The sequence below is a fragment of the Photobacterium iliopiscarium genome, from assembly GCF_003026395.1.
GTDB classification, from domain to species: domain Bacteria; phylum Pseudomonadota; class Gammaproteobacteria; order Enterobacterales; family Vibrionaceae; genus Photobacterium; species Photobacterium iliopiscarium.
The window spans coordinates 238,866-263,520 of the sequence record NZ_PYOO01000005.1 but is presented as its reverse complement, the minus strand read 5'-3'; the positions used below and the strand labels follow the sequence as shown (position 1 = coordinate 263,520).

Genomic DNA, 24,655 nt, shown 5'->3' with positions numbered 1-24,655 from the left:
TTGCTGGGATTTTTTTATGCTGCTAACCCGATCAGTTTTAATAAACTTTCAGCAGTTTCAATGGCCTGATGACGATTAATAATATTTAATTTTTGATATAAATTACGAATATGAGTTTTAATCGTTGTGGCGGCGACATCAAGTTCATTTGATATTTGTTCATTGCTATAACCCGCATAGATGAGCCCTAAAACCTGCCATTCTCGTTGTGTGAGTGGGCTAGAACGAATAAGTTCTGGAATATTGGGTAATGCTAATAGCTTATCAACAAAATTCTCATCAAAATGTACAACCCGAGCCCGCTCTTTACTGGTCATTTCCCGTAATAAATATTGGCAACGGTGTAGTGTTAATTCGTCTAATTTTTTATGTTCAACCAGCGTTTGGATCAATGTATTGACATCATCGCCAACACATAAAAAATCACTGATCATCCCTGAATTATTACTGACAGTAAGCACTTCATTTAAGGTGGTTAAGGCTTGTTGTGGTTGCTCTGCTTGTTTATATAGTACTGTTTGAATTATTGCATTGCGATGATGATCTGTATGCAAATCATGTTCAATACAATGTTGTTGCATGGTGTTAAGTAACTGCTGTGCTTGGTCTGTTTCTTCTAATAGAAGATAAGCTCTGACAATATTACGGGCATGCAATTGTTGAAAATGATTGCAGTATGATTTCGGTGGTGTGGTGGTTTTTAACCATTCTTTGATGGCATCAGTATCGTTTTTAGCTTGCCAATATAGAAGACAACTAAAATCATGGTTTGCTAACCAATCAATATGATATGAGGTGTTTTTGACTAAATCATGGCATATATCAAGATAGCGGGTTGCTTTATCTAATTCACCTCGAGATATGGCAATTCTTGCGAGCATAGAATAAGCATGTAATGATTTCGATTTATCAAATGGCGTTAAAATTTCAATGCATTTATGCGTGCACTGTTCTGCTTCATCTAAACGATGCCAGCACCATAAAATCTGTGCTTTTAAACGTAACGTAAATTCATGCAATGGAACTTGCTGCAAATGCTGTTCTTGTATGAGCTTAGTGGCATTTTCTAGTAATTCAAAAGCATGATGAATGGCGCCTTGAGCAATAAGAATCTCAGATTGTTGAAGTAGAGCCCATAACGCTTGGTGATAGAAATGATATTGACGTGCCATCTTTTCAGTTTGTTGCATCATAGATAACGCTTGAGTTAAATTCCCTAAGCAATGATGAACTTCACCAATGACAGATGTTGCAACAATACGACTGCGATAAGTTGTTGCTGATAGTTGCCCTAAGGACAATTCAGCTAATTTGAGAGCTTGTTGTGGTTTACTTTGATTAATCGCAACTTGTGCCCGTAATGCATTAAATTCACCTAGAATGGCATCATCCAGCGTTAAGTTACGGGATATTAGTTCAGTTTCACTTTGTAATAATAGCTCGCCCACATCATTATAACGGTGTTGGCTTTGTGCTAGCCATGCTTTTAATAAACATAAACGTGGCGAACCAAATAAAATGTCTTGGTTGAGTTTTTCAATGGCATTTTCAAGTAAATTTAATTCACCTTGATGGAACATACTCCAGCCATGAGCCGATAACAGATCGGTTAACAGGGGTTGATTCTCACTCTTAAGCGCATGAATAAGTGCTTGTTGATAATTATGCTGTTTTATCCATGCTTTGGCTGCACTTTCATGTAATTTATTCCGTTGCTGGGGGATGGTCGCATAACGTTGATGACGTAAAAATTCAGCAAATAAATTATGAAAACGATACCAATTATTATCACCTTCTAATGGCGTTAAAAATAGGCCGAAGCGGTTAAGTGATTCTAACATTGCTAAAGCATCAGATCGTCCGGTTAATTCGGTAATCAGTTCAGCATTAAACATGTCTAATATTGAACAATGTAATAAGAAATCTTTAATGTCTTCACTTAATTGATCAAAAACTTCTTCAGCTAAATAATCCCATAAATGGCTACGATTAAAATTCACTAATGAGTGTGCTGAATCTGCTAATAAGTTAGGTTTTTGTTTTGCATGCAAAGCGATAAGTTGTAATGCAGATGGCCAACCTTCAACTTGTTGTCTTAAGTTGCTCAGTAATTGACTCTCAACATGATCGGTCACTCGTTGATGGAAGAACCGTTGGGTTTCTTCTTCATCAAAAGCAAGGCCATCATGATCCACTTCAAGTAGTAAATCACGAATACGTAAATTTGCGGTTCCCAATGGTGGAATAGTACGACTGGTGACAACCAATGTAATATTATCTGGCATGTGTTTTAAGAAAAAACGCATACCTTCATGAATACTGTCATCATTAATAACATGATAATCATCTAATACGATGTAACATATTTCTTGATAATCGGCTAATTCAGCAAAAAGCGCATTGATTAATGTCGTAATACAAGCGAACTGACGGCGCTCGGCCATTGCTTGGGTTTTTAAACAGCTATTATTGGTAGCTTTATTTATTGCTTGGAGAAAATAATTAACGAACCGAAAGCTTTCATTGTCGTTTTCATCAATATTAAACCAGCCAGTATGTGGAATATCTTTTAACCATTGCGCTGCCATTGTCGTTTTGCCATAACCAGCCGGTGATCGAAACAGGACTAATCGATAATTATTGGCTTGGTTAAGATCCTCAAGCAGACGAGGTCGTAAAATCGCGTTATGTAATCGCGCAGGGCGAGTAAGTTTCGAAGGTATCCACATAATTAAGCTCTTTAAAGATCCATCATTTAAGGCTAGAAATAGGAATATATACGATAAACGTATTATTCTTGGTGCATACTTTAACCTTCAGTACGATACAAACAAGATCTCTCATCATTCTGGCTCTTCTCATCCCTATAAATTTGAGCTCTCTCACATAATATACGGATGCAGTGCCGAATTTTTACTCGTTGACTACCGATATTTTTCCTACGCCCTTCATTCTCCTCCCCATAATCCTTTTATTAGGATGATGTTTCATTATTTGAATAGGTGCAGCATAGATACCAATCAATTAAATCTTACAGTGAGACATAACAATGAAAAAGCGTGGTCAAACACAACAATTTGATAAAGCCTCATTTAAGGCTTCAGTTAAAAAACATTTAGTGACTACTTATGCTCAAAATATTGAAACTGCCAGCGATAAACATTGGTATTTAGCCGTAGGTAAAGCATTGGCTGAAATTAGTACGGGCAATTTACTCGAAACAGAAAAGCGTGTTGCTAATGCACAAACGCGTAGTGTTAACTACTTTTCACTAGAATTTTTAATTGGTCGTTTAACGGGCAATAATTTAATTAGTCTTGGTCTATATGAACAAATTAGTGACGCTGTTACTGAACTTGGTTTTCAGTTAACTGATTTATTAGAACAAGAACGAGATCCAGCATTAGGTAATGGTGGTTTAGGTCGTTTAGCTGCGTGTTTTATGGATTCATTAGCCGCTCAAGAGTTTCCTTCTGTTGGTTATGGTTTACATTATCAATATGGCTTATTTCAACAGTCATTTCTTAATGGTCATCAAATTGAATTTCCCGATGCATGGCGTGAAGCTGAGGGGTATCCGTGGGAAGTGCAACGCCCAGAATTAAATCAATTTGTTGGTTTATATGGGGATGTTAGCTTTTATACTGATGATGAAGGACAGCAGCATCGCCGCTGGAATCCGGCCGTTACATTACAAGGTATTGCGTGGGATTTACCTATTATTGGTTATCAAAACCAATCGGTATTTCCGTTACGTTTATGGGAATGTCGAGCGCCTGTACCGTTTAACTTAGCTAAGTTTAATGATGGTGATTATGTTGGTGCACAACAAACGCAAATTGCGGCAGGTAATGTAACGAAGATACTGTATCCAAATGATAATCATGATCAAGGTAAAGTGTTACGTTTAACACAACAATATTTTCATTGTGCTTGTTCTATCGCTGATATTATTTGTCGTCACCTTAAAAATGGTCATGAAATTAATTCGTTATCAAAATTTGAGGCTATACAGCTTAACGATACCCATCCAACGATTGCTATTCCAGAGTTGATGCGAGTGTTATTAGATGATCACCAACTAAGTTGGGACGATGCTTGGGCCATTGTTTCAAAAACATTTGCTTATACTAATCACACCTTATTGCCAGAAGCATTAGAAACATGGAGTGAAGCTTTAATTGGTGAATTATTACCTCGTCATTTAGAAATTATTTTTGAAATAAATCATCGTCTAATGGCTCAGGTTGAAGCTAAATGGCCGGGTAATAATGAAATAAAGCGTAAGCTTTCTATTATCGCTGAAGGTCAATCGCGAATGGTTCGTATGGCGAATCTTTGTGTGGCAAGTACTTATGCGGTTAATGGTGTGGCAGCGCTTCACTCTGAATTAGTAAAACGTGATTTATTCCCAGAGTTTGATGAACTATTTCCAGGACGCTTACAAAATGTGACCAATGGAATTACGCCTCGCCGTTGGCTTAAATATTGTAATCCACAATTATCAGCTTTAATCAGTGAAAAAATAGGTACTGAATGGCCTGCACATTTAGAACAATTAGAAGCTATTGCTCAGTTTGCAACTGATACTCAATTCCAGCAACGTTTTGCTGAAATTAAAAAACAAAATAAACAACGTTTTGCTAACTGGGTTGCTGAAAATCTTGATATTGAATTAGATACTAATGCTATTTTTGACGTACAGATTAAACGACTACATGAATATAAACGTCAACATTTAAATTTATTACATATATTATCGCTATATCATCGTTTATTAAATGATCCAACATTTGATATGCATCCTCGCGTATTTATTTTTGCGGCTAAAGCAGCACCTGGTTATGCCTTAGCGAAAGATATTATTTATGCCATTAACAAAGTTGCCGACAAAGTAAATAACGATCCTCGCTTAAATGGTAAGTTGAAAGTGGTTTTTGTGCCTGATTATCGCGTTAGTTTGGCTGAAATTATTATTCCTGCGGCAGATGTATCAGAACAAATATCAACAGCTGGTAAAGAAGCGTCTGGTACGGGTAATATGAAATTAGCGCTTAATGGGGCATTAACGATTGGTACGATGGATGGTGCTAATGTTGAGATCCGTGAAGAAGTAGGCGATGACAATATCTTTATCTTTGGTTTATTAGTTGATGATGTCGAAAAACTAAAAGCTGAGGGTTATAACCCCCATACCTATTATGAGCAAGATAGTCTATTAAAAGCATCGATCGATTTATTGGATAATAATGAATTTGATGCTACGGATTGTGCTGCATTTTCAAATATTCGTCATAACTTATTAGAGGGTGGCGATCCATATTTAGTTCTTGCCGATTTTGCTGACTATGTGAATGCACATAATCGTATTGATGCTGAATATCGCAACCAAACTCAGTGGGTTAAAAAGACCATTTTAAATACCGCATTAGTGGGTAAGTTTAGTTCAGACAGAAGTATTCGTGATTATGTAAATAATATTTGGCATTTAACTGCATTGCCTCAGTAATATTAATTCTGCATTGATGCCAGATTTGGCATCAATGCTAATTGTTTTTTTTTATTATTTTATATTTTATATTCTTTATTTTTAGTTGGTTGAATTTTTAATAATTTGATCATAACAAATCGCATCGTAGTGGAAGTAATTGCCGCTTATGGAGAAAACAATGAAAGATAGCCAAGTATTAAAACAAGTGGCAAAAGCTGCGGGAATTGCTGATAGTTATATTAGTGCTTGGGGGGAGGAAACCCCAGTTGCAGACGAAACGTTACGTCATTTATTAACCGCGTTAGGATATGACGTGCGTAATGATGAAGTGCTATTAGAGTCAAGTGGTAAACATAATCGCGTTGAAGTTTTAGCTGATGTAAAAGTTGTTCGTAGTGGTGAAGCTATCCACATTGAGTTGCAATTAGGTGCTAGCGCTAGAGTGAGCGATTTTAGTTGGCGTTTAATCGCAGAAAGCGGTGAAGTTTTTGAAGGTTGGCTACAGTCGCAATTAGTGAGTGATATGCGCTCTGAAGGCGGCACATTAACATTTTCACTGCCTGAATTAGCATGTGGTTATCACCAGTTTGAATTAATGCGTAAACGTCGTAAATCACCGTATTTAATGACGCTTATTGTTGCACCGACAGCTTGCTATAAACAACAACCGTTATTAGATGATAAAAAAATATGGGGAACTAGCGTTCAACTATATTCTATTCGCACTAGCCATAACTGGGGTATTGGTGATTTTGGTGACCTAAAACAATTGGTTATTGATGTGGCTAATGCTGGCGGAGATTTTGTTGGTTTAAATCCAATACATTCTCTTTTTCCTGCTAATCCCGAGGGTGCAAGTCCATATAGTCCGTCATCTCGTCGTTGGTTAAATCTGCTTTATATTGATGTTAGCTCAGTGGCTGAATTCGCTCAAAATGATAAAGCTCAGCAGTTAGTGGGCAGTGCAGAATTTCAACAACGATTAAGTGCAGTTCGTGATACTTGTTGGGTAAATTACAGCGAAGTATCATCATTAAAAATGGCTGTGTTACCGCTGCTATATCAAACATTTACTACGCGTCACCTTGATAAACATACCGCAAGAGCAAAGCAATTTTTGCAGTTTGTTTTTGACGGTGGTGAGAGCTTATTACATCAAGCAACGTTTGATGCATTACATGCTCATTTAAAGCAAGATAACGATGATGTATGGGGATGGCCTGTTTTTCCTCAGCAATATCGTCATTTTGGCAATCAAGCAGTACAAGATTTTATTGCTCAAGAATATGAGCAAGTTGAATTATATATGTACCTGCAATGGTTAGCTGATATACAACTAGCTGAAGTGCATGAATTAGCTAATGAAAAAGAAATGGTCCTTGGTTTATACCGTGATTTAGCTGTTGGTGTCTGTGATTCTGGCGCTGAGACGTGGGCGGATCATGGTGCGTTATGCCAAGATGTTAGTATTGGCGCGCCACCTGATATTTTAGGTCCTCTAGGTCAAAACTGGGGACTTCCACCATTAAACCCTGAAGTGTTAAAGCAAACTGCTTATCTGCCTTTTATTAATTTATTACGTGCAAATATGCGTAATTGTGGGGCATTGCGTATTGATCACGTTTTAGGTTTATTACGGTTATGGTGGATCCCTAAAGGCGAAACCGCTCAACAGGGCGCTTATATGTATTACCCTGTTGATGACATGATGGCAATTCTTGCACTAGAAAGTCACCGCCACCAATGTACTGTTATCGGTGAAGATTTAGGTACGGTACCTGATGAAATTATTGAAAAACTGGCTACCGCAGGTGTTCATTCTTATAAAGTCTTTTTCTTTGAAACCGCCGAAGATGGGGGTTTCTATTCACCAGAACATTATGCACCGCAATCAATGGCTGCACTGTGCACTCATGATATGCCAACGCTTCGAGGCTTTTGGCATTGTGATGATCTTAAAATGGGTAAAGAACTTGGACTTTATCCAAACAGTGATCAATTAACCCAGTTATTTAATTCTCGTGCAGAGAGTAAGCAAAATATTCTAAATAGTCTTAATTGGCATGGGAATTTACCTGAAGGTGTTGGTTTAGATGCGGCTTATGTTCCGATGGATCGTGTATTAAGTGAGGCCATGCAAGTTCATTTAGCGGGAAGTTCTAGTGCATTATTAAGCTTGCAACTAGAAGATTGGTTAGAAATGGATAAGCCTGTCAATATTCCTGGTACGGTCAACGAATATCCAAACTGGCGTCGTAAGTTATCAACAAATTTAGATGATATTTTTACTCGAGATACGATTAAACGGTTAACTCAGCGTTTGAATCAAGCTCGTGAGAAAGCTAGTCATAAAGCAGATTAAGGTAACGGATTATATGAATTTATCTGTGACTTCTCACAGTGATAATTTACAGCAGCTCGAAAGGGCTGCTTACTGTGATTTAAATCAAATAGTAACTTTATTACCTTGCGCAGCGTTATTACGTGATCCTGCTGCGATGTGTAACGAAATGGGGGCTCAATTTCGTGACGTTACGATTGATGGTGCACTTGTTTCTGGTGTTCGTTTTTTAGTGTATGCCCCTCATGCATCCAGTGTTGCTGTTATTGGTGATTTTAATGGTTGGCATGCTAAAGAGTGCCAATTAACACGATTGCAGCAGCCTAATATTGATAGTGGCTTATGGGGAATATTCATTCCTAATCTAAAAGCCGGTGAACGCTATAAATATCAATTAAGCGATCAGTGTGGTAATCAATTGCCGGATAAAACGGATCCTTGGGGATATTATGCCGAGCAGTATCCGTCATTTTGTTCATTAACCTATCAACAATCTTGTTATCAATGGCAAGATGAGAAATGGCAAACACGGCCAGTAACCGCAAAACATCAGCAACCATTGTCTTTTTATGAGTTGCATATCGGCTCTTGGCGACGTCACGAGAATGGTGATTTTTACACCTACCGTGAATTGGCTGAAACATTGATCCCATATATAACTGAAATGGGGTATACCCATCTAGAGTTAATGCCGGTTTCCGAGCATCCATTTCATGGTTCATGGGGCTATCAACCGATTGGTTTATTTGCACCAACAAGCCGATTTGGTTCGCCTGATGATTTTAAATATTTCATTGATCAATGCCATCAAGCAGGGCTGGGTGTTGTGTTGGATTGGGTTCCTGCCCATTTTCCGGCCGATGAGCATGGCCTTGCTAATTTTGATGGCACTGCACTTTATAACGACCCCGATCCTCGTCGAGGTTGGCACCAAGATTGGAAAAGCTACATTTATGATTATGGGCGTGATCATGTACGTCAATTTTTAGTTTCAAATGCGTTATTTTGGTTTGAGCATTTCCATATTGATGGCTTACGTGTTGATGCTGTGGCATCGATGTTGTATTTAGATTATTCCCGTAATGACGGCGAGTGGATCCCTAATGCTGATGGCGGTAATTATAATTATGATGCCATTAGTTTATTACGTTGGATCAATGAAAAAATTTATGCCCATTACCCTAATGCAATGATGATCGCTGAAGAATCTACCGCTTTTCCTGGCGTCTCTAAGCCAACAAATTTAGGTGGCTTAGGTTTTGGGTTTAAATGGAATATGGGCTGGATGCATGACAGTTTAGCTTATATAAAAGAAGAATCTATTTATCGTTGTTATCATCATAATACCATTACGATGCCGTTACTTTATTCTTTTAGTGAGAACTATATTTTATCACTCTCACATGATGAAGTGGTTTACGGTAAAGGCTCGTTAATGAATAAAATGCCGGGTGATGAATGGCAACAAACGGCAAATTTACGGACATATTTAGGCTATATGTACGGTCAGCCTGGCAAAAAATTAAATTTCATGGGAACGGAAATTGGTCAAACGGCTGAATGGAATCATGACGATCAATTGCAATGGTTCTTACTGCAATTTGCACGTCATCAGGGGATGAAGCAGTTAGTTAAAGATTTAAATCATATGTATTGCTCTTACCCTGCGCTATACCAATTAGATTGTGATCCTTCGGGGTTTGAATGGCGAATTGGTGATGCGGCTGACGACAGTTTATTAGTGCATGAACGTTTTGATATTGTCGGAAATAAGGTCTTGGTTGCGTCTAATTTTACACCGGTTCCAAGAGAACAATATCGAATTGGTGTGCCGTTAGAAGGGACATATGAACTGATATTAAATACTGATGATGCTTTATATTGTGGCAGTGATTATTCTCTGATTACAACGATTAAAACTGAAGCAAAAGGCAGTCATGGTCTCTCTGATTCAATCTTGATGGTTATACCACCATTAGCAACCGTATTTTATCGATTCATACCTAATCCAGCATAACGGATACAGTGATAGGAAGTGACAATCATGAGTATATTAACAAATTGGTGGCATGATGCCGTTGTTTATCAAATATATCCCCGTAGTTTTTGTGATTCAAATAATGACGGTATCGGTGATCTTCAGGGGATCATTTCTAAGTTAGATTATTTACAAAACTTAGGGATTAATGTGATTTGGTTATCGCCTGTTTATCGTTCACCAATGGATGATAATGGCTATGATATCTCAGATTATCAAGATATTGCGCCTGAATTTGGCACCATGGCTGATATGCAGCAGTTGTTAGATGAAGCCAAATACCGAGGCATTCGAATTATCATGGATTTGGTGGTCAACCATACTTCAGATGAACACCCATGGTTTGTTGCTGCTCAATCATCGATTGATAATCCATATCGAGATTATTACGTATGGCGAAAACCTAATGTAGATGGTACCCCCCCAGATGATCAAGGCTCACTCTTTGGTGGTAGTGCTTGGCAATATGATGAGCAATCAGGCGAGTATTATTATCATTTATTCTCAAAGCGTCAGCCAGATCTGAATTGGGAAAAACCTGCGGTTCATCAAGCGGTATTTGATATGATGAATTGGTGGATAGATAAAGGCATTGGCGGCTTTAGATTAGATGTTATTGATTTAATTGGTAAAGAAGTCGATAAAGGTATTACAGGTAATGGTCCTAACTTGCACCCATTATTGCAGAAAATGAGTCAGTCTACTTTTGGTGATAAATCATTATTAACGGTGGGTGAAACATGGGGAGCAACGCCTGAAATTGCAAAACTATTTAGCGCCGAGCAACGAAATGAATTATCCATGGTATTTCAATTTGAGCATATTACATTAACGTGGGGAAATGGTGACAAGTGGCAACCTATTGATTTTAATCTGCCAGCATTAAAGCAAGTGTTAACCAAATGGCAAGTTGAATTAGAAAATGAAGGTTGGAATTCTCTGTTTTGGAATAACCATGACTTACCTCGCATTGTGTCAAAATATGGTGATGAAGGGCAATATCGGGTTAAATCTGCAAAAATGTTAGCAACAACGTTACATTTTATGAAGGGTACACCTTATATTTATCAAGGTGAAGAAATTGGTATGACCAATGTTGCGTTTGATTCTATTGATGATTATCGTGATATTGAAACGTTGAATTTTTATCACGAGCGCACTGTAAATGGTGTGTCTGAAGAAACGATGCTAGCCGCTGTGCATGAAAATAGCCGTGATAATGCCCGTACTCCAATGCAATGGGATAGTTCAGATTATGCGGGTTTTTCAACTTCGCAACCGTGGATTAAGGTAAACCCTAATTATCCAGAAATCAATGTGGATGCGGCACTGCATGACACGCAGTCTATCTTTTATCATTATCAACGGCTTATTGAATTGCGACGTGCATTTCCGTTGATTGTGGGTGGTCGGTTTGTACCATTATTAGAGCAGCATGAGCAAGTCTTTGCTTACATACGAGAAGACGATCATCAGCAAATAGTCGTAATGAATAACTTTAGTGATCAGACCGTAGAGATTATTTTACCTGACGCTTTAGCACATTGTGGCTTAGAGACGTTAATTAATAACTATGAGCCACATGTGCAGTTTACTAATAAACTGTTATTACAACCTTATGAATCCTTTGCTGCGTTAATTGTTTAGTTAACCGTTTAGTTAACCGTTTAGTTAATCGATAAGTAGTTATAAAAATGCCGACCTTGATTGCGTCGGCATTTTTTATTTATTAATTTAATTTGAGCGATATAAAATAGACATAGAATGTGCAGGTTGAAGATAAGAAACATTAATATCTTCGATAATTATATTCTGGGTACTGGTATCACAAACTATATTCCATTTATTATCTTTGGGTAAAATAAAGGTTAGTGGATTATTTGTTCCGTTAATTAAATAGAGTAATTCGCCATGATTATTGAATAAATCAATATGTAAGGAAAAATGATCGATATCGACCCATTGCTGAGACGTGATTTGTATACCATTAGCATCTGACCAAGTAATAGTGTTTTTTGTTCTATTTTCATTACTGAAGGCACGAATAACATCAGGCATGAGTTGCTGACGGATAGATATAATATCAGTTAACCATTGCTGAAAAGCGGTATCTATCTTTGATAATTTCCAATTAGCCCAACCAATAGGTGTATCTTGACAATACGCATTATTATTACCTTGTTGGCTATGTGATAAACTATCGACAGCAAGTAAATGAGGAATACCAAAACTAAATAAAAGCGATACCATTAAATTGCGTTTTTGTTGATCACGTAATAATAAAATAGCAGTATTATTTGTTTCGCCTTCGATACCATGATTATTAGAACGGTTATCGCTATGCCCATCACGATTATTTTCACCATTAGCTTCATTGTGTTTTTCGTTATAAGAAACGAGATCTTGAAGCGTAAAGCCATCATGGTAACTAATAAAATTAACGGGTAGTTTTTGAGGCCAACGACTGGCACTGAATAGATCTCTTGAACCCATTAGACGTGTTGCGAAATTTTTGGCTATATTCGGTTGTTGTAACCAATAATTTTTTGTTATATCTCGGAATTTATCATTACATTCATGCCAATTATCCGGATAGTTTCCTAATTGATACCCATTAGGTCCAATATCCCAAGGTTCAGCGATAAGTTTTACCTTTTGTAAAATAGGGTCTTGAGCGACAGCCATAAAGAACGCATTGTGCGCAGAGAAATTCTCATGATCTCGTCCGAGTGTTGTAGCAAGATCGAATCTAAAACCATCAATATGATATTCTTTTACCCAATGGCGTAGGCTATCTAGCACTAGAGTAAGGCTTGCTTGGTGCGTTAAATTAAGCGTATTACCACAGCCGGTATAATTCATACATTGGTCATGTTCGTTATGGAGATAATAATCATGATCAAGCGCTTTTAGGTGGAAGCATGGGCCATTATTATCACCTTCTGCCGTATGATTAAAGACCACATCTAAAATCACCTCAATATCATGCCGATGCAATTCTTTAACCATAAGTTTAAGTTCTTTTACGGCATCATTTTTTGCATAATTTGGATGAGGGGCCATAAAACAGACACTGTTATAACCCCAAAAATTGGTTAAGTTATTTTCAATTAAGTGTGGCTCAGTGACAAATGAAACGATGGGTAATAATTGAATGCTAGTAATAGATTGTTGTTTAAAAAAATCAATAATATCAGGTTGACACAATCCTAAATAGTTTCCTTGATAAGAGGGAGCAATAGTAGGGTGTTGTTGAGTAAATCCTTTGGCGTGTAATTCAAATAGTATTGTTTTTTCGATAGGATGATTAGGGGGAGTGTCTTCTTCCCAATCAAAAGCATGATCAACAACCACTGATTTTGAGAGTGTCCAACTTTGTTCTGCATCTAAAGGGTAATTATATTCTAACGGTTTACTCAGTTGATGAGCATAGGGATCGAGTAATAGACGACTGTTGCCATTATCGTCGGTAATTTTATAGCCATATTTTGTGGCTGATTTTATATTTGGAATAAAGAGATAATATATGATTTGATCATCAGTATTTAAACTATATTCATAAGAGTCGTTATCGTTCGTGAATATAATTAATGAAATAATTTTATCTGGGCTATGAATGGCGAAATTACAGCCATCATTATATAATGTTGCCCCTAAAGGGAATGGCGAGCCTTGTTTTTTTTTCATTTAATTATCTCTGATTTTTTTTGTATATATATTGTTGCTTTCTATTTTACTACTAAATTTTATATTTCTTATCATCCTCATTAATGTGATGAATATCACTAACTAATTGAAGTGGAATATTTCTACGCCCTAAATATCACCCTTAGAAATAACTAAAAGAGGAGGATGTTTACGCCCATGGTTCTAGGGAATACTAGGTCTAAAGGTTGCCCTACAGCACCTACCTAATATTACAAACATAAAGGGACACATGGATGAAATTCACATTGATGCCAATAGCAGCCGCTTTGTTAGCCGCACTTACGTCGACTACTGTTTTTGCTGCGGATACACAAGATTCTAATAATGTTGATGCTGATGTTATTGCAGCAGAGACTCAACCCGTTGATTCACAATCAGCGGTTGAAATGTTGACAGATGGCTGGGAAGTGAATGGTTATGGTTCAATGAACTACCGTTCAAATTCTGATTTTCAATCATTTGACTCTGAATTAGGTAAGCCTGATTATCGAACTGCTGGTACATCGGGTAAGAGTGCTAACCAAGTTGAATTTGTTGTTAAAAAGAAAACAGCATTTTCAAATGGGGTGAAGAGTGATTTTGTTGTTCGTGCTGAGTACGGTAACGGAGATTCTTACTATTACAGTTCGCCTGGTGCAGAAAAAACCAATACAGTTGCTCAATTTGAAGTTAAAGAAGCTTACGTTGCTTTAGCTAATTTACCTTATTTAGGGGAAGGTACTGAGATCTGGGCTGGTCGTCGTTATTTTAATCGTGCTGCTGGCATTTTAACGGGTGAATTTTGGAAGCAATCATCAGGTATGGGGGCTGGTTTTGAAACCACGTTAGCCAATGAAAATAAAATGGGTATTGCTTTAGTTTCTGCAGATCCAGAAGCTGGGTATGGAATTAACTGGGAAAATCCAGATTTTCAACCGGCACGTCCTGCTGATGGTGATCGCACAACCGTACATTCATTAGATTTGTATTATTACAATGTAAAAGCATTAGGCGGTAGTTTTGATTTTGACGCTAAAATCATGAAACGCGCAGATGAGAAACTGACAGGTGATCAAGCTAAAGATGGTTATGGTTTTGCGGTAACTTATAACCGTGATTACTACGGCTTAGATGGCTGGACACAAACAGCATTGGCTTACGGTCATGGCATGGCGTCTAACCGTGGTGTGAACTTTGGTCAATGGAGTGGTGATTGGCTGAAAGATTCTAAATCCTGGTTTGCAACATCATACGGTGTGTTAAATATTAATAATCGCTGGCAGATGGGCTCTGAATTAACGTACTGGGCACCACAAGATATGAATTGGGGGGCAACTTCTGATGGTAAAGATAAAGTGACTCGCTTTATTGCGGCATTCCGTCCTACTTATAAAGTAAATAATAACTTCCGTGTTGAGATGACGGGTTCATATGCGATTGAAAAAGTGAATGGCAATAATTGGGGTCGTGAAGATAACGCCACTAATTTCTATAGCTTAGAGCTTGCACCTGTCTTTACTGTTAATGCTGATTACTTTGGACGTCCACAAATTAAACCTTACATCACGTGGGTTAGCACTTCTGATGAGGCTGCTGCGGGTGCTATCGGTATTACTGACGCCAATAAAAAAGATCAAGTTGTGTTTGGTATTCAAGCTGAAATTTGGTTCTAAGACAATATGTTTATTAAAGGCAGCTTAATTGCTGCCTTTTGTATATATAACAAGGAGATAACAATATGAAAGTTATAAAAAAACGTACTGTTTTGGTTATGGCGCTATTGAGTATTATGGGCTGTAGTAATACCGATGCAGTATCGACAAATACAATATCACCAATGATTAATCAAGCCGCTTGTTGTACCTCTTATTCTCAATTTTCGTGGATACCGTTACAAGGTGCAGACATTTCTGTCGCGATTAATGCTCAATCACAAATTGGTCAATTTCCTGATGGGAAAAGCTATTTTGCAGGGTTTTCTTTACCCGGTCATGTTGAACAAATGCAAGTCACATTAGAGAGTTTTATTCGCGGTGATCATGTATTTGCTCCGACAGTTATGCTGTTAAATGCAGACTTTCAACCAGTGAAAATAATTGACTTAAATAAGTTTTCATTAACATCATCACATTTATTACAGCGTGCGGCATATCAACGTACTTTTACGATGACAGCAAAGAATACCCCTTATATGGTCGTGTATTCGCCTGAAAAATATCGAGGTGAATCGATAACCATTCCACATCCTGAACGCGTACGTGCTGAAGAATTAGGTTTACCGCGTCCTATCGTTACCGATCCTGAAATAAAATATGCATTAACGGGGCAATTACGCTTAGCCTTTAAGCCAACACAATTAAAAAGCTACCAAGTATCATCCCCTGTATTAGTACCACAAGGGCAAACATTAATTGCTGATTCGTCTGTCATGCCTAAAGCCGTAACAACAGTACCAGTACCGGCTGCTGTTTCTACTGTTGATGTTTCAAATCGTGCCATGCTGCCAGAAACAGAAGCATTTTATAATCAACAAATAACCAGTGCAATTAAACATAAAAATATTAAAAAAGCGTTGCAGTTATTGAATGAAGCTAAACGTGCAGGTTCTACATCAGCTGAAACGGTGTTTGTTGAGTTAGTTCAATAACGTATTGTGATTTAAATACAAAGGATTACAAGGATGTTTGATGGCGCATTCAAATAATAAAGATGCATTAGATACTACGGAAAAACAAATTCGATAATATAAGCCAACATTAATAATATTAAACACTTCAAAGAATTTCTATTTTTGAAGTGTTTTTGTATAGGGAATAAATAGATGAGTTTTTTATTAAATAACGATCTTTATTTAAAGGGAACATTTAATGGTTGGGGTAATGATACACGGTTTAAAAAGATAAATAAGGGCATTTATCAAGCATTTTTAATGTTATCACCATTACAATATCGTTTTAAAATATCAGATCTTAACGGTTCAGATGGATTCAGTTTTACTGCTGATACTATAAAAGAGGTTGAGTGTAAGTTAGATAGGCCAATTCATTTATTATCAGCGAAAGGTATTGGTAATGATATTATAGTGAATATTGAAAATCCTGCCTGTTACTGTTTTGAAATAACCGTTATTGATAATATTCTTTCTCTTGAAGTTAAGTGTTCGCTAAACGATAAAATAATAAGTAAATTATCTCGAGACTTGATTTTAGAATCTTTTTCTATTAATGCTTATAAGAAAAAAATTAAAGAAAAAGGACGATGGGTATTACCTTCAAAAGTATTATTTTCAGAACTTGCAATTAGTAACAAAACAGCTTGTCCTTTCGTTTTTGGTGATAATATTGACGGATATTATGAAGGTCATACACATTCATTTATCGGAGGGAAATATAACCATAAACAAGGGTGGATAGTCGGGGAATTTGCTTCATTTATCAATAAAAAAATAAATAATAAAACAGTAAATATAAATGCTGATATTTTTCCTTACGGTGTTACACATTATTACGATACTGAAATTAATAATAATTGTAATGATACATTAATGCTGTTTTCTGGCGCTCAATCTCAACAACATTGTATCGCTTTATCTATTGAATCTGAATATCCAGCAATATTATCTATTGCCCCTCAGTTAAATATTATGTTGTCTGAATCCGTTGTTAAGACGTTTAATCATGGCGTCGTTTATAGAGTGTCACCTGATGATTCTCAAGAAATAATGCCAAAATTTATTGCTATATGTACTAATAAATCCTTTGTTTTTGAAGAGCCTGATGATTCTCAATACCCTGAGTTAATTGAAACCGCTTTATTTGATAGACGACAAGTAACGCCTGTTATTAGCTCTCAATATTTAGAGTCACAAATAACAGTCTATATTACTTTGGCTGATAGTGAAGCTGACGCTATATCTGCTGCTAATCGTATGCTTGCCCACGATGGCACAACCCAACATAAACAAGCGGTTTATGATGTGCTTACAAATACTTATCTTTGGACGTCAGATCTTGAATATAACCGAGCATTAATGTGGTCAAAATTGTCTGGTAGGGTTTTTGTATCAACAGAATATGGTCATGGAATATGGGCAGGTTTACCTTGGTTTAAAGATTGCTGGGGGCGTGACACTTTTATCGCGCTGTCTGGTATTTCATTAGTCAACGGATTCATGGATGAAGCGAAAAACATTATCAGTCGTTTTTCACAATGGCAAATGACCGATCCTAATCATTGTCATTATGGTCGTATTCCTAATCGTGTAACGTCATTTGATGACATGATTTATAATACGACGGATGGAACACCGTGGATGATTAGAGAGATATGGGATTATCTTCGTTATAGTGGTGATAGGGATTTTGCTATAACAATTTATCCAGTGGTGCAAACGTATATCGCGGGCGTCGAAAAATATTATTTAGATGATAAATGCTTAATGACTCATCGCGATCCTGATACATGGATGGATGCAAAGTTATTCGGTCTTTATCCTTGGTCTGCCCGTGGTAATCGTGCGAATGATATTCAAGCATTATGGTATACCAGTCTGCAAGTTGCGATAAAATTAGCTGATATTACGGGTGATGTTGACAGTAAGCAGCATTATCAACAATTAGCTGATGCAGTAAAGCAGAATTTCACGCCACTTTTTTGGGCATCAGCATCTCATCAGTTAGCGGATTGTATAAAAGCAGATGGCCAACAAGATATGAAGGTTAGACCAAATCAGTTGATGACAATAACCGTTCCTTATGAGCAAGATTTTATTGATCGTGAAATAGGGGCTTATGTTGTATTGAATACCGTTTCTGAGTTACTTTTTCCTTGGGGAATAACCTCATTATCACAAAATGATCCGCAGTTTCATCCTTATCATGATAACCAACCGCACTATCATAAAGATGCCGCTTACCATAATGGGACTATTTGGGGCTGGAATGCAGGCTTTACTGTTACGGCATTGACATTATATGGTTATGACGATTTTGCTTACTCATTAACTAAAAATTTAGTCGATCAAATTTTATATCAAGGCCATCGAGGCACAATGAGTGAAAATGTTGATGCGTTCCTTGGTGATAATCAGAACGTAACATTATCAGGAACATACGCTCAAGCGTGGTCTGTTTCAGAGTTTACAAGAAATGGCTTTCAAGATTATTTAGGTTATCAGCCTAATTTAATTGAAGGTATTATTACTCTTGCTCCTTCTTTAGCCAGTGGATGGAATAAATTTCATGCAGAAGTTGATGTTGCAGTTAACAATCGTTTATTGATTGATTTTAAACGTAACGTAAAAGGGGAACAATGTTATGTATTAACGATGCTAGAGCAGAATAAATTATCTTTAGTATTACAGCTTACGGCTGACGATAAATCGAAGTATCAAGCAATATTACCAATAAGTAACAAAAAGATGGAATTGAGATTTAATCCATATTTAGCACAATTATTTATCGATGGTGTTGAATATAAAATAGAACACATTCAATCAAGCTATCAGGCATTAATTGGTCATCTTTCATTTGCGCAACCAGATTTAAAAATTAAGCCTCAAGCACTACAAACACAGCATTGGTTACAACAACAGGTTGAACGACTCGCATCGATTAATACAGATTCATAAACCGCAATAATAAAAAAACTCACTTCATTGTGTGATGAAGTGAGTTTTTTAGTTTATCGTATTAAGGAAAAATTAAGATCCAACTTCCTGGTATAAACGACGACATGCTTTACCATCATCATGGAATAGGTGACAGCGGTGTGGTGGAATACCCACTCGGAAACTATCACCAGCGTTAATATCTAAAGTGTCACTATGTCGAGATACAAATTCAGCATCAATATCATTTAGACTAATGTAAGCTTGTGTTTCATAACCTAATTTTTCAACAACTTGTACTATACCCTCAATACAAATATCACTATGTTCACAATGAATAAGGTGCTCAGGACGGATACCTAATGACATGCGTGTATTGGGAGTAACAGTCGTACCATCAACGGGGATCCAAAATGAAGTGCCGTTATCCATTTTTACTTTAACTTGATCTTTTTCTGCTTCAATCGCAGTTACGCTCATGAAATTCATTTTTGGTGAGCCAATAAAACTCGCCACGAAACGGTTTTGAGGATAATGATATAACTCTAATGGTTTACCAACTTGTGAGACATAACCGCCATCGAGTACGACGATCTTTTCAGCCATTGTCATTGCTTCAATTTGATCGTGAGTAACATAAATCATGGTGCAACCCAGTTGTTTATGTAATTTAGCGATTTCAATCCGCATTTGTACACGTAAGGCTGCATCAAGGTTAGATAAGGGTTCATCAAGTAAGAAGATCGCAGGTTGAGAGACCAATGTACGGCCAATGGCGACACGTTGACGTTGCCCACCAGACAGTGCTTTAGGTTTACGATCAAGTAAGGGTGTTAATTGTAATATATCTGCGACTTTAGATACGCGACGTTTAATTTCATCTTTATTCGTTTTCGCTAATTTTAAGCCGAATGACATATTGTCATACAGATTTAAGTGTGGATAAAGTGCGTATGATTGAAAGACCATACCGACACCACGTTGTGCTGGTGGAACATCATTCATTCGTTTATCACCAATAAATAAATCTCCAGATGTAATATCTTCTAATCCAGCAATGCAGCGTAGTAACGTTGATTTACCACAACCTGACGGACCAACAAAGACAACAAATTCGCCATCTTTAATTTCTAGATCAACGTTCTTGGAAATTAAGTTATCTCCATATGCTTTACATACATTTCGTAAAGTGACACTCGTCATTGTGCCTATTCCTCTATTGGTTATAACCGACTAATATTTTTGTTATTTAAACAAAAGCTAGCTTTAATACGATTGAGTTTACGTGATAGTGAGTGTTGATTACATCCTCCTCCTTATGCCTTTATAAAGGGGGATGATAGGGGAGGAGTATGAAGATGACTGTTTTAATAATAATGAAGTAAAACGGATTATTTACGGTTTTAACCTGTGCATGTCATCACATATTGATATTTTTTTGCGATATAGCTCACGTCCAAATTTGGTTGAGATCACATTTTCGAATAGAGGTGAGCGGGGGCGTAGAGTGTAGGAGGATGCATCTTTGTCATTAACTATAGAAAATAGGCTTAGAAAAACGTTATGACCTTTGCGTGACGTTATTAAGATCAATAACAATAATGAAGGATGTTAGATAATGACTAAGGTACTCACTACAGTTGCTTTATGTACTATTGCGGCGTTAAGTTCATTTCATGTTTCAGCGGCTATTGAAGAAGGGCAACTGACAATTTGGGTGAATGGTGATAAAGGTTATAATGGTCTTGCTGAAGTTGGTAAGAAGTTTGAAGAAGATACCGGAGTTAAAGTAACGGTCGCATTTCCTGATAATCTTGCTGATAAATTCCCTCAAGTTGCTGCATCTGGTGATGGTCCTGATATTGTTATGTGGGCTCATGATCGTTTTGGTGGTTACGCTCAATCTGGTTTGTTACAAGAAATTAAGCCATCAGCTGAATTTAAACAGCAGTTTTCTGATTTTACGTGGGATGCAGTAAAATCTAATGGTAAATATTATGGTTATCCAATTTCTGTTGAATCTCTTTCTTTAATTTATAATAAAAATCTTGTGCCAAATCCGCCTAAAACGTGGGAAGAAATAGCTGCTATTGATAAAAAATTAGCTAAAGAAGGTAAAAAAGCAATCATGTGGAACTTACGTGAACCGTATTTTACATGGCCTCTTTTATCTGCTGATGGTGGTTATGCTTTTAAGAAAACGTCTGATGGTTATGATGCAAAAGATATTGGTATCAATAATGCTGGCGCACAACGCAGTATGGCTTTTATTAAGTCATTAGTTGATCAAAAAGTAATATCACCTGATATGGATTATAGCATTTCAGAAGCTGAATTTAATAAAGGTAATGTCGCGATGACAATCAATGGGCCCTGGTCATGGAGTAACATTGATAAATCAGGTATTGATTATGGCGTAGCAATATTACCCATGTTTAATGGTCATCCTTCAAAATCTTTTGTTGGTGTATTAACCGCAGGTATTAGTACCGCGTCGCCAAATAAAGATTTAGCGATTGAATTTCTTGAAAATTACCTATTAACCGATGCAGGTTTAGCCAAAGTTGATCATGATAAACCACTTGGTGCTGTTGCGCTAAAATCGTATCAAGCAAAAATTGGTAAAGATAGCCGTATTGCCGCTACCATGAAGAATGCAGAGCAAGGCGACATTATGCCTAATATTCCTCAAATGACTGCTTTCTGGTATGCCGAAGGTAATGCGATTCAAAATGTTGTTGATGGTCGCCAGAGTATTAAAGAAGCTTTAGACGCTGGTGCGAAACAGATGCTTAAGTAATTTCTTTTTTAGGGGAAGTGATTCCCCTATATTTTATCTGAATGCAGGATATTGATATGGAATCGGTTCAAGATATTGAGCTATTTGAATCAAAAAATAAAACATTTAAATATAAAAAAGAAATTAAGTGGTTTATTTTATGTTTGATTGCCTTAGTAAATGGTTACGCAACAATTTTAATGTATGCACAAGGTGAAATCGCTTTTGCATTATTAACTGTAGTACTTACTGCATTAGCAATTTATATTTTTGGTAGTAGTAAAACATATGCTCAGCGTTATATCTATCCAGGTATTGCAGGGATGATTGTATTTATTATATTTCCATTGTTATATACCGTAAGTTTGGCGTTTACTAATTATAGTGCAACCAACCAATTAACATTGGAACGAACGCAGTCAATATTAGAGCAGCGAACATTTCAATCAGGGAAAAATTATAAATTCAATTTATATAAAGCGGATAATGGTTATCAAATTATTATTAATGATGATGGTAAATTATTATCTACAGGATTAATTGATTTTAATAATAAATCGGTAAAATTAAAACCAGTAGCCGAAGCTTTTGGTAATACAACCCCGATAAAAAATTATGATGAATCTCATCCGGTTGCTATTAAATTAGACGCAATTGCTCAAGCTTTTGGTAAAAAATTACCGATTAAAGATATTGTTAAAAATAGAAATCAAATATCTAAATTAAGGTTAGAGCTACCTAATGGTAAAGATATTCGAATGAGCGGGTTACGAAAATTTGCTTCTGATTATCCATTATTTACCAAGCAACCTGATAACGTTACATTACTGAATAATCAAACCGATCAGTTTTATAAACCAAATATGGAAACGGGTTTTTATCAACCAGTTGATAGTAAAGGAAACTTCATTGGTGAGTCAATTTCTCCCGGATTTGTCGTTGATGTTGGTATCGATAACTTTAAACGTGTAATTCAAGATGATGGTATTAAAGAACCATTCATTGGAATCTTTATTTGGACGATTGTATTTGCATTTCTTGCTGTTTTTTTAACGCTTATTTTAGGAATGGTCTTAGCATGTATCGTACAATGGGAACCATTAAAAGGAAGTGGTTTTTACCGTATATTATTGATATTACCTTATGCTGTGCCTTCGTTTATTTCTATATTAATATTTAAAGGTTTATTTAATCAAAGTTTTGGTGAGATAAATATGCTGCTAAGTTCTATTTTTGGAATTAAACCAGCATGGTTTTCTGACCCCGTATTATCACGGATGATGGTTGTTATTGTTAATACCTGGTTAGGTTTTCCTTATATGATGATTTTATGTATGGGTTTATTAAAATCAATACCTGATGATTTATATGAAGCTTCAGCCATTGATGGGGCTGGTCCTATTCAGAATTTTATGAAGATTACTGTACCATCAATGATTAAGCCGTTAACACCATTATTAATTGCAGCATTTGCTTTTAACTTTAATAACTTTGTAATGATTCAGTTATTAACTGGTGGTGGTCCAAATATGATTAATACCTCAGAACCTGCTGGTTATACTGATTTATTAGTAAGTTATACGTATCGTATTGCTTTTGAAGGTGGTGGTGGTCAAGATTTTGGTTTGGCTAGTGCAATTGCAACAATTATTTTCGTAATGGTAGCGGGTATGGCATTACTGAATTTGAAATTCACTAAGTTATCACAGGACTAAGGAGTCGGTCATGGCAATAGTTCAACCTAAATCATTAAAATATCGGTTATGGGCAACACATGCAGTGTTATGGCTTTTTTTGGCAATTACTATTTTTCCGTTATTGATGATTATTGCAATCTCGTTTCGTGAAGGTAATTTTTCTGGGGGTGAATTAATTCCCAGTAATCCAACATTAGATCATTGGAAATTAGCATTAGGCTTTGCGGTTGAGAATGCTGATGGCTCGGTAACGCCACCTCCATTTCCAGTATTATTATGGTTATGGAATACGATTAAGGTTGCAACGATAACATCTGTGTTAATTGTTGCAATGTCGACAACCAGTGCTTATGCCTTTGCTCGATTACGTTTTAAAGGTAAAGAAAACATTTTAAAGGGAATGATGGTCTTCCAAATGTTCCCAGCAGTATTGGCATTGGTGGCGTTGTATGCATTGTTTGATCGATTAGGACAATACATTCCATTCCTTGGTTTAAATACACATGGTGGATTAATATTTGCATATTTAGGCGGTATTGCTTTACATGTTTGGACGATTAAAGGTTACTTTGAAACTATTGATCGTTCATTAGAAGAAGCGGCAGCATTAGATGGTGCGACACCATGGCAAGCATTTAGATTAGTATTATTACCATTATCAGTACCAATTCTCGCGGTTGTCTTTATTCTTTCGTTTATTGGTGTTGTAACAGAAGTACCTGTTGCGTCAACATTACTATCAGATGTGAATAATTACACCTTGGCGGTTGGTATGCAGCAATACTTATATCCTCAAAACTACTTATGGGGTGATTTTGCGGCCGCAGCGGTACTTTCGGCATTACCTATTACGATTGTATTTTTACTCTCGCAGAAATTCCTTGTTGGTGGATTAACTTCTGGTGGTGTAAAAGGTTAACTCTGTAATCAAACCAGAGTATTACGATTAAGTCGTTCTAATTAGTCTATCTAAAAATCCGAGAATGTTCATATTCTCGGATTTTTTATCGAATA

General features: G+C 36.6%; 13 protein-coding genes. 10 read left to right on the top strand and 3 right to left on the bottom strand.

Annotated features, from left to right (window positions below):
* Positions 1 to 14: 14 nt before the first annotated feature.
* Entirely contained in the window at positions 15 to 2,729 is a 2,715-nt protein-coding gene (gene malT, locus C9J51_RS10575) for an HTH-type transcriptional regulator MalT (RefSeq protein ID WP_107275019.1), read from the bottom strand.
* A 320-nt stretch (positions 2,730 to 3,049) separates the two neighbouring features.
* Here malT and C9J51_RS10570 point away from each other — a divergent pair, with 320 nt between their 5' ends.
* The 4 genes from C9J51_RS10570 (at position 3,050) to C9J51_RS10555 (ending at position 11,517) form a co-directional block, all read left to right on the top strand.
* Positions 3,050 to 5,509, top strand: coding sequence for a glycogen/starch/alpha-glucan phosphorylase (locus C9J51_RS10570; RefSeq protein WP_107275017.1), 2,460 nt, complete (start codon positions 3,050 to 3,052; stop codon positions 5,507 to 5,509).
* 160 nt (positions 5,510 to 5,669) lie between these two features.
* On the top strand, positions 5,670 to 7,853 hold the full coding sequence (gene malQ / locus C9J51_RS10565; protein WP_045040444.1) for a 4-alpha-glucanotransferase: 2,184 nt from the start codon (positions 5,670 to 5,672) through the stop codon (positions 7,851 to 7,853).
* A gap of 13 nt (positions 7,854 to 7,866) precedes the next feature.
* The gene (gene glgB / locus C9J51_RS10560; protein WP_082301509.1) at positions 7,867 to 9,849 is read left to right on the top strand and encodes a 1,4-alpha-glucan branching protein GlgB; all 1,983 of its coding nucleotides are present in this window, start codon (positions 7,867 to 7,869) and stop codon (positions 9,847 to 9,849) included.
* Positions 9,850 to 9,882: 33 nt separating this feature from the next.
* Complete coding sequence (locus C9J51_RS10555; RefSeq protein ID WP_107275072.1) at positions 9,883 to 11,517, top strand: glycoside hydrolase family 13 protein; 1,635 nt, start codon at positions 9,883 to 9,885, stop codon at positions 11,515 to 11,517.
* Between the two features lie 87 nt (positions 11,518 to 11,604).
* On the opposite strand, the gene glgX is transcribed toward C9J51_RS10555, so the two are convergent.
* The gene (glgX, locus tag C9J51_RS10550) at positions 11,605 to 13,557 is read right to left on the bottom strand and encodes a glycogen debranching protein GlgX (protein WP_107236618.1); all 1,953 of its coding nucleotides are present in this window, start codon (positions 13,555 to 13,557) and stop codon (positions 11,605 to 11,607) included.
* A 254-nt stretch (positions 13,558 to 13,811) separates the two neighbouring features.
* Between glgX and C9J51_RS10545 the strand changes: the two genes are divergently transcribed.
* The 3 genes from C9J51_RS10545 to C9J51_RS10535 all read left to right on the top strand — a co-directional run bounded on the left by C9J51_RS10545 (position 13,812) and on the right by C9J51_RS10535 (position 19,186).
* A complete protein-coding gene (locus C9J51_RS10545; protein WP_045040447.1) occupies positions 13,812 to 15,230 on the top strand; it encodes a carbohydrate porin in 1,419 nt (472 codons plus the stop codon).
* Positions 15,231 to 15,295: 65 nt separating this feature from the next.
* Positions 15,296 to 16,204, top strand: coding sequence for a MalM family protein (locus C9J51_RS10540; protein WP_045040448.1), 909 nt, complete (start codon positions 15,296 to 15,298; stop codon positions 16,202 to 16,204).
* Positions 16,205 to 16,378: 174 nt separating this feature from the next.
* Positions 16,379 to 19,186 (top strand): amylo-alpha-1,6-glucosidase, encoded by a 2,808-nt coding sequence (locus C9J51_RS10535; protein ID WP_107275015.1) that lies wholly within the window; start codon positions 16,379 to 16,381, stop codon positions 19,184 to 19,186.
* 72 nt (positions 19,187 to 19,258) lie between these two features.
* Here the strand turns inward: C9J51_RS10535 and malK are convergent, their stop codons facing one another.
* Positions 19,259 to 20,368, bottom strand: a complete 1,110-nt coding sequence (malK, locus tag C9J51_RS10530; protein ID WP_045040449.1) for a maltose/maltodextrin ABC transporter ATP-binding protein MalK — start codon at positions 20,366 to 20,368, stop codon at positions 19,259 to 19,261.
* 415 nt (positions 20,369 to 20,783) lie between these two features.
* Between malK and malE the strand changes: the two genes are divergently transcribed.
* The 3 genes from malE (at position 20,784) to malG (ending at position 24,560) form a co-directional block, all read left to right on the top strand.
* Positions 20,784 to 21,965 (top strand): maltose/maltodextrin ABC transporter substrate-binding protein MalE, encoded by a 1,182-nt coding sequence (gene malE / locus C9J51_RS10525; RefSeq protein ID WP_045040450.1) that lies wholly within the window; start codon positions 20,784 to 20,786, stop codon positions 21,963 to 21,965.
* 122 nt (positions 21,966 to 22,087) lie between these two features.
* A complete protein-coding gene (malF, locus tag C9J51_RS10520) occupies positions 22,088 to 23,659 on the top strand; it encodes a maltose ABC transporter permease MalF (protein WP_407675584.1) in 1,572 nt (523 codons plus the stop codon).
* A 10-nt stretch (positions 23,660 to 23,669) separates the two neighbouring features.
* Complete coding sequence (malG, locus tag C9J51_RS10515) at positions 23,670 to 24,560, top strand: maltose ABC transporter permease MalG (RefSeq protein WP_045040452.1); 891 nt, start codon at positions 23,670 to 23,672, stop codon at positions 24,558 to 24,560.
* Positions 24,561 to 24,655 lie beyond the last annotated feature (95 nt).

Excerpts from the sequence above, each read along its gene's own strand:
- malT (WP_107275019.1), bottom strand. The coding sequence starts at position 2,729 with ATGTGGATACCTTCGAAACTTACTCGCCCTGCGCGATTACATAACGCG.
- C9J51_RS10545 (WP_045040447.1), top strand. The coding sequence starts at position 13,812 with ATGAAATTCACATTGATGCCAATAGCAGCCGCTTTGTTAGCCGCACTT.
- malQ (WP_045040444.1), top strand. The coding sequence starts at position 5,670 with ATGAAAGATAGCCAAGTATTAAAACAAGTGGCAAAAGCTGCGGGAATT.
- C9J51_RS10535 (WP_107275015.1), top strand. The coding sequence starts at position 16,379 with ATGAGTTTTTTATTAAATAACGATCTTTATTTAAAGGGAACATTTAAT.
- C9J51_RS10570 (WP_107275017.1), top strand. The coding sequence starts at position 3,050 with ATGAAAAAGCGTGGTCAAACACAACAATTTGATAAAGCCTCATTTAAG.
- glgX (WP_107236618.1), bottom strand. The coding sequence starts at position 13,557 with ATGAAAAAAAAACAAGGCTCGCCATTCCCTTTAGGGGCAACATTATAT.
- malG (WP_045040452.1), top strand. The coding sequence starts at position 23,670 with ATGGCAATAGTTCAACCTAAATCATTAAAATATCGGTTATGGGCAACA.
- malK (WP_045040449.1), bottom strand. The coding sequence starts at position 20,368 with ATGACGAGTGTCACTTTACGAAATGTATGTAAAGCATATGGAGATAAC.
- malE (WP_045040450.1), top strand. The coding sequence starts at position 20,784 with ATGACTAAGGTACTCACTACAGTTGCTTTATGTACTATTGCGGCGTTA.
- C9J51_RS10540 (WP_045040448.1), top strand. The coding sequence starts at position 15,296 with ATGAAAGTTATAAAAAAACGTACTGTTTTGGTTATGGCGCTATTGAGT.
- glgB (WP_082301509.1), top strand. The coding sequence starts at position 7,867 with ATGAATTTATCTGTGACTTCTCACAGTGATAATTTACAGCAGCTCGAA.